Origin of the sequence: Nostoc sp. CALU 1950, assembly GCF_051172895.1 — a bacterium.
In the GTDB taxonomy this organism is placed as follows: domain Bacteria; phylum Cyanobacteriota; class Cyanobacteriia; order Cyanobacteriales; family Nostocaceae; genus Nostoc; species Nostoc edaphicum_A.
The window spans coordinates 40,948-47,591 of the sequence record NZ_JBDNJQ010000049.1 but is presented as its reverse complement, the minus strand read 5'-3'; the positions used below and the strand labels follow the sequence as shown (position 1 = coordinate 47,591).

At 44.4% G+C, this 6,644-nt stretch carries 7 protein-coding genes; all 7 read right to left on the bottom strand.

Annotated features, from left to right (window positions below):
• Positions 1–38: 38 nt before the first annotated feature.
• The 7 genes from ABF638_RS15455 to ABF638_RS15425 all read right to left on the bottom strand — a co-directional run bounded on the left by ABF638_RS15455 (position 39) and on the right by ABF638_RS15425 (position 6,471).
• Positions 39–353: a transposase gene (locus tag ABF638_RS15455; protein WP_435023622.1), complete on the bottom strand. Its 315-nt coding sequence runs from the start codon at positions 351–353 to the stop codon at positions 39–41.
• Between the two features lie 430 nt (positions 354–783).
• A complete protein-coding gene (locus ABF638_RS15450; protein ID WP_435023621.1) occupies positions 784–1,029 on the bottom strand; it encodes a hypothetical protein in 246 nt (81 codons plus the stop codon).
• Between the two features lie 47 nt (positions 1,030–1,076).
• Positions 1,077–1,631: a hypothetical protein gene (locus ABF638_RS15445; protein ID WP_435023619.1), complete on the bottom strand. Its 555-nt coding sequence runs from the start codon at positions 1,629–1,631 to the stop codon at positions 1,077–1,079.
• Between the two features lie 186 nt (positions 1,632–1,817).
• On the bottom strand, positions 1,818–2,378 hold the full coding sequence (locus ABF638_RS15440; protein ID WP_435023618.1) for an HdeD family acid-resistance protein: 561 nt from the start codon (positions 2,376–2,378) through the stop codon (positions 1,818–1,820).
• 105 nt (positions 2,379–2,483) lie between these two features.
• Positions 2,484–5,105, bottom strand: a complete 2,622-nt coding sequence (clpB, locus tag ABF638_RS15435; RefSeq protein WP_435023616.1) for an ATP-dependent chaperone ClpB — start codon at positions 5,103–5,105, stop codon at positions 2,484–2,486.
• A 44-nt stretch (positions 5,106–5,149) separates the two neighbouring features.
• The gene (locus ABF638_RS15430) at positions 5,150–5,467 is read right to left on the bottom strand and encodes a chaperone modulator CbpM (RefSeq protein WP_435023615.1); all 318 of its coding nucleotides are present in this window, start codon (positions 5,465–5,467) and stop codon (positions 5,150–5,152) included.
• The gene (locus tag ABF638_RS15425; RefSeq protein ID WP_435023614.1) at positions 5,464–6,471 is read right to left on the bottom strand and encodes a DnaJ C-terminal domain-containing protein; all 1,008 of its coding nucleotides are present in this window, start codon (positions 6,469–6,471) and stop codon (positions 5,464–5,466) included. The genes ABF638_RS15430 and ABF638_RS15425 overlap by 4 nt, the downstream gene beginning before the upstream one ends.
• Positions 6,472–6,644: the final 173 nt, after the last annotated feature.

Here is a 6,644-nt window from a genome sequence, read left to right as displayed (position 1 = left end):
CTCTTTCAATAGTCTTAGTTGTTCAATAAATTGATACTTCAAAAGTAGTAATTGGCAGTTACAATATTTGTATACAAAAACACGGCATCGTAACTCCAGTTTATTAAACCCTTCTCTTGAGCAATTCCTAGTGTACGTGCTTGTAAACTTTCTAACGTTCCGTCTGTCTCCCAACGCATCAACCATCTGTGCGCTGCACTTTTTGATGTCCATATTTCTCCCTTGGGAACATCACACCAACGACATCCTGTTATCAATACATACAGTAAGGTGTTAACTACATGACGAAACGGCGCATGGGGCATTCCCCGCCCTTTCTTGTTTGACTCCTTGGGGAATATATCTTCAAACAACTTCTATTCCAGGTCGTTTAATCCTTTTCTTCGGAACCTACGCGAACAAATTGCCCAGCCATACTCTAATACAATTTACCTTCATCAACAGCAGATTATCATATTGCTGGTATTAGTGGGATAGGTTCATCCCTGTTTTGTCACTTTGGGAGAAGCCAATTGCTGAAAGCCTTTCAGAGCTTTAATCTTCAGGGTTCAGCTACAAATTTTAGTTACTGTTAGAAAATAAAGGTTCAAAGCTTGGCTCAATCAAAGTTTCAGAATCTTGCTTCGATTATTGTTTTCCGAGAGTGACAGAATAGGGATATTCATCCTGATGAGCCAATATTGTAGGGGATTACAACAACGTCCGGGCTAGTTCGCAAAATACCAAAGTTACTGGTAGTAATGCAAGATTATGATCGCTTTTTCTGCACGTCAGTTCGTTTATTCAAGTGAGAGTTTGATATTCAGGTTTGTTAGGATTGGGATTTGAATTTAACCAAAGAATGAACAGCAACAGTTTTTCAATCCAATGACTGACAGCAATTCCCAAAATGATACAGACCATATCGATGAGAAACACTAAAATGCGATATACCTTGTCCGGCATGGTTTTCAAGCCTCGGCAAGAGACAACTATACCAATCGCAATTAGAGCCAAATCCCTTATAGTCTCTTGTATAATTTCTTCCATATCTATATCTTAGTATAGATGTCATCAGGACAATGAAGAAGGCTTATTTAAACCTGTGGTAGCTCATAGATACCCCAATAGTTAATATCATGCTTCTTCAAAATGACTTCAGCATTTTGAATCTCCTCATCTTTGCCTTTTAGTACTAGTAAATATTCACAGCACTGGATGCGATCGCAATAACGTCTAGCTCGGTCTTCAGGAATACCTAAACTAGCTAGCACCTTTACTAAATGATTTGTGGCTATAGTACTAACTGCAAGACCCGCTACACTGATAATGAATGCTGTTCCAACCGAACCGACTGCAATTATTACTCCAATACCGCCAGGAAGTACCAAACTGCTAAGACCAACTAATACGCTTCCCCAAAAACTTGTAGTTAAAGCGTCACCAACTGCTCCAGTTGTATCTACACTTTGATTGTTGATACGCGAACTGACTGATACTTCGCCAATAGGATTTATGCGATCTGCAAATTTTGCAAAAATCGCAACTTTTTCCATTGGAAAGCTTGAGGCTTTCAATTCATTAACTGATTGCTCCGCTGCTTTACGGTTAGTAAATACTCCAACAGCGTGCTTGTTATCTGTTGTAATCATATTATCCTTATTTCAGTGAGGCTGCACTAGCTCACCAATAAAACCGAAAGTTATTTCAACAAATTAGTAAATAGTTAACAGTAAACTGTTTTTCAGTTGGGAGTCAAAGTTCCTCACCACTATTGCGTGCTACGTTTGAGTTGGAGATTTAGACCCCAACTCAAACTTTGATAACTGATAACTGCTTTAAACTCTTGCCCTATGGTCAGGAAGACTACGAGAAGCTAATGAAAGCATGATCATCCAAACACCCGTCAACAAAAAATTAATCCCTACAAATACTCCCAATACCCAAACTGCGCTGACAGGCCATTGATAGAGAATAAAAATCCCTAGAATAATAGCCATGATCCCGCTAAATAGTACCCAACCCCAGTTTGGATCTCGACGCATTTCAAATGCTGCAATCACCTCCAATACACCCTCAATAAAAATGATAAATCCAAAAGCTAAGGTGAGAGAGAGTGCAGCACCGAAGATGTTGCTAATCAACAAAATTCCACCAATTACGTATAGAATACCAACTACTAGTGTTGTCCAGAATCCTCGTTTGTGACGTGATTGAAATGCATGAACAATTCGGACGATACCAGCAATAATTAAAGTCCAGGAGAATACGATTGTGATGGCAATAGTGGCAATAAATGGTTCTGCGATCGCTGCAATTCCCAGCAGAATCATCAAAACACCTAAGACAGTTGCCAATACTGAATTTGTTCTGGTTTCTCTAAAATCTTCAGAAGTCATAGCTTTTCCAAAAATGTTTTGATATGTTGTTAAATCTTGAAAGAGAGACGCGATTAACCCAAGTCTTTCCAAGAGTTATCTCTCCCTTGTGCTCCTCTGCCCCCTCTAAGCATTGACCAGTTCAGGTGATAAGCGCTTCAACACCAGTCGTTCGTGTTCCACATGGACGTAGATTGTGTCGCCTTCGTGGAACTCGCCGCGTAGAATCGCTTTGGCAATCGGAGTTTCTAGTTCTCGCTGAATCGCCCGCTTCAGGGGACGAGCACCGTAAACTGGGTCATAACCGACCTGAACAATCCAATCGAGAGCCTCGTCGGAGATTTTGAGCGAGAGTTTACGCTCGCGCAGTCGCTCCTCTAAACGCTGCACTTGTAGTTTGACAATTTCGCGCAACTCGTCCTTCCGCAAGCTATGGAAGATAATGATTTCATCAATGCGGTTGAGGAATTCGGGGCGGAAACTTTCTCGCACTGCTTCCATGACGCGATCGCGCATTTGTTCGTACTTGCTATCGTCTCCTGCCACATCCAAAATGTATACTGAACCAATATTGCTGGTCATAATCGCGATCGTATTTTTAAAATCTACTGTGCGTCCCTGAGAATCAGTTAGGCGACCATCATCCAGGATTTGCAGCAGGACGTTGAATACATCAGGATGAGCTTTCTCAATTTCGTCAAACAGAATTACAGAATAAGGTCGGCGGCGAATCGCTTCGGTGAGTTGTCCGCCTTCTTCATAGCCCACGTAACCTGGAGGCGCACCGATGAGACGGGCAACAGTGTGTTTCTCCATGTATTCGGACATATCGATCCGCACCAGTGCATCTTCGGTATCAAACAGATATTCCGCTAAAGCTTTTGCCAGTTCTGTTTTTCCCACCCCGGTCGGGCCTAAGAAAATAAAGCTGGCAATGGGACGATTCGGGTCTGCCAACCCAGCACGGGAACGTTGAATTGCATCAGCAGCAGCTCTTACAGCTTCTTCCTGACCAATCACACGTTTATGTAGCTCTTCTTCCAGATGCAAAAGTTTTTGCATTTCCGATTCAACCAGTCTGCTCAACGGAATACCCGTCCACTTGGAGATAATTTCGGCAATGTCAGCTTCGGTGACTTCTTCGCGCAACAGAGATTTACCGCTAGTCTGGATTTGAGCTAGTCGCGCTTCGGCTTCTTCTAGTTGTCGTTGCAGCTCAGTGAGTTTGCCGTATTTCAGTTCTGCTGCCCGGTTGAGGTCGTAATCGCGTTCGGCTTGCTGAATTTCTACATTGACACGCTCAATCTCTTGTCTAATTTGGCGAATGCGATCGATAATTTGCTTCTCTGCTTGCCATTGAGCATTGAGAGCAACTTGGCGTTCTTTTAACTCTGCAAGTTCTCTCTCTATGCGTTCTAACCGCTCTCTGGAAGCACTGTCTGTTTCTTTTTGCAGTGACAGCCGCTCCATTTCCAGTTGCAGAATTTTGCGATCGATTTCGTCTAATTCTTCTGGTTTGGAAGTAATTTCCATTTTTAGTTTAGCCGCAGCTTCATCCACCAAATCAATAGCTTTGTCGGGTAGGAAGCGATCGCTAATATATCTCGCAGACAGAGTAGCTGCCGCAACTAACGCACTATCAGAAATCTTCACGCCGTGGTGTAACTCGTAGCGCTCTTTCAAACCGCGCAGAATTGAGATGGTATCTTCCACACTGGGCTGATCGACATACACCTGCTGAAAACGACGTTCCAAAGCCGCATCTTTTTCAATGTACTTGCGGTATTCATCTAGCGTGGTGGCACCAATACAGCGCAATTCGCCGCGAGCAAGCATTGGCTTGAGCAAGTTGCTAGCATCCATCGATCCTTGTGTTGCACCCGCACCAACTACAGTGTGAATTTCGTCAATGAACAAGACGATTTGTCCCTGTGCTTCTTGGATTTCTTTTAAGACAGCTTTCAGGCGTTCTTCAAATTCTCCCCGGTATTTGGCTCCGGCAATTAACGCACCCATGTCTAAAGCTATTAGTTTGCGATCGCGCAATGATTCCGGGACATCACCACTGACAATGCGCTGCGCTAATCCTTCTACAATTGCTGTTTTACCGACACCGGGTTCACCAATCAGCACGGGGTTATTTTTAGTCCGACGAGAAAGGATTTGAATCGTGCGGCGAATTTCTTCATCTCGTCCAATCACTGGGTCGAGTATGCCCTCATGTGCCAATTGGGTTAAATCGCGTCCGTATTTTTCTAGCGCTTCATATTTAACTTCCGGGTTTTGATCTGTCACTTTTTGACTCCCTCGAATCTGTTGAATGATGTTGCGGAGTTTTTTTTCATCCAGTCCCAATTCTTGAAACAACCCTTTACCAAAGCGATCGTCTTTGGCAAAGGCAAGTATTAAATGTTCAATAGAAATATATTCATCACCAAACTCTTTGCGGTATTGTTCGGCGCGATCGAGCAGCCTCTCTAAACTGTGTCCGATGTATACCGAACCACTGCTAGCCCCCGATACTTTGGGCTGACGGTTGATGAAGTCGATAGTGCGCTCGTGGAGTTTTTGAACATTCACCCCAGCTTTGTTGAAAATAGAACTGGCGAGTCCTTCCTGTTCCAGTAGCGCTAGCATCAAATGTTCGCTCTCAATGTGCTGATGCTGAAACTGCTTGGCAATTTCGGGAGTACGAACAAGGGCTTCCCAGGCTTTTTCAGTAAATTGCTCGGGATTGGTTGGTTGCATAATCGTGCTCCTTAGCTGAGAAATAAATTATTTTGTTAACGCTCTTAATTACGAATTTGTAATTCAGCACGGTAGGCACGCAGTTGCGCCTTGAGTTGGGCAATTTCAGTTACCATATCTAGCACTATTGCTGCTCCGACCCAATTCAAGTTCAGATCGCGGTGCAACCTTTGAATCTGCACAACGCGAAACATATCCTGTCGGCGCAGCATGATTCCTACAGGTTCAATTAATCCCAGGCGGGCAAATCTTTCTAGTAATAAAACCGAGGTTTGGGTGAGGTAAGCGACTTGCTCGAAACTATAGAGGCGATCGCCTGTTTCTGACCACACCACGCAAGACAAACTCAGGTTAGAACTCATAACCGCACCTCTTCTAAGCCTTGACGGGAATTAAAACTACTGACTTGTCGCAATTTTTCATAGCACTCTCTTTCTTGGGGACTCAAATCTTTGGGTGTCACAATTTTTAACCGCACAATCAAAGCAGTACGATTGCCTTTTGGATCGCGCCAGCCCTTGCCACGTAGCCGCAGTGCTTGGCCGGAATCCACACCGGCCGGAATCGTCATCGTTACCTTGCCATCGGGCGTAGGAACATCTATTTGTGCGCCAAGCACTGCTTCTTCTGGACTGACAGGTAGTTCACAAGCAAGATTGTCGCCCTCAAATTTGAAGAAAGGATGGGGCAATAATTCAATTGTCAGATACAAATCAGCGCGTTGTTGACTAAAAGGACTCATCTGTCCTTTGCCTTTGACTCGAATGCGGCTTCCCGATTTTACTCCCGGCGGAATGCGAACAGTGATAGTTTCTCCATCAATTTGTAGCCGCTTCTGTGTACCGTGAAACGCTTCAGAGAAAGTGAGAGCGATCGCCGCTTCCGTATCCTGTGCGGGAACATCAGTGAAGCGGCTGGATGGGTCTTCTGCATACCCAAAATCTACGTAGTCCCGGAATCCTTCTGGTCTTGTTGTAGTGCGATAATTAGCTCCGCGCTGCCTTGTACGACCGCCACTGCGACCTAACCCTCCCAGCAATTCATCAATGAAATCATTAAAGTTGCCATACTGGCTAAAGTCATAACCTTGTGTACCCGCCCCTCTGGGTGGAGGTGCACCCGCCGCAGCCTGTTGCCAGTACTGACCATACTGGTCATACTTCTGGCGTTTTTCCGGGTCGGACAGCACTTCATTAGCTTCGTTAATTTCTTTGAACCGCGCTTCCGCTTGCTTATCGTTAGGATTTAAGTCCGGGTGATATTTCCGTGCCAATTTCCGGTAGGCTTTTTTGATATCCTCCGGAGTGGCGTTCTTACTGACACCGAGAATTTGGTAATAATCTTTGAAATCGGTTGCTGCAACCATCAGCACCTCTTGAGATTAACGAGATGGGGGGCAGGGGCATGAGGAAGATGAGGGGTAAGGGGGAAAGGGTAAGGGGAAAAGGGCAAGAAAGTAATATTAATGTAATTTATTATGCCTTTACCCTTTACCCGAATGGCACGAAGAAAAAGTGAAACCTTGTCAGGGCAGGGTGT

Excerpts from the sequence above, each read along its gene's own strand:
- ABF638_RS15450 (WP_435023621.1), bottom strand. The coding sequence starts at position 1,029 with ATGGAAGAAATTATACAAGAGACTATAAGGGATTTGGCTCTAATTGCG.
- ABF638_RS15445 (WP_435023619.1), bottom strand. The coding sequence starts at position 1,631 with ATGATTACAACAGATAACAAGCACGCTGTTGGAGTATTTACTAACCGT.
- ABF638_RS15440 (WP_435023618.1), bottom strand. The coding sequence starts at position 2,378 with ATGACTTCTGAAGATTTTAGAGAAACCAGAACAAATTCAGTATTGGCA.
- clpB (WP_435023616.1), bottom strand. The coding sequence starts at position 5,105 with ATGCAACCAACCAATCCCGAGCAATTTACTGAAAAAGCCTGGGAAGCC.
- ABF638_RS15430 (WP_435023615.1), bottom strand. The coding sequence starts at position 5,467 with ATGAGTTCTAACCTGAGTTTGTCTTGCGTGGTGTGGTCAGAAACAGGC.
- ABF638_RS15425 (WP_435023614.1), bottom strand. The coding sequence starts at position 6,471 with ATGGTTGCAGCAACCGATTTCAAAGATTATTACCAAATTCTCGGTGTC.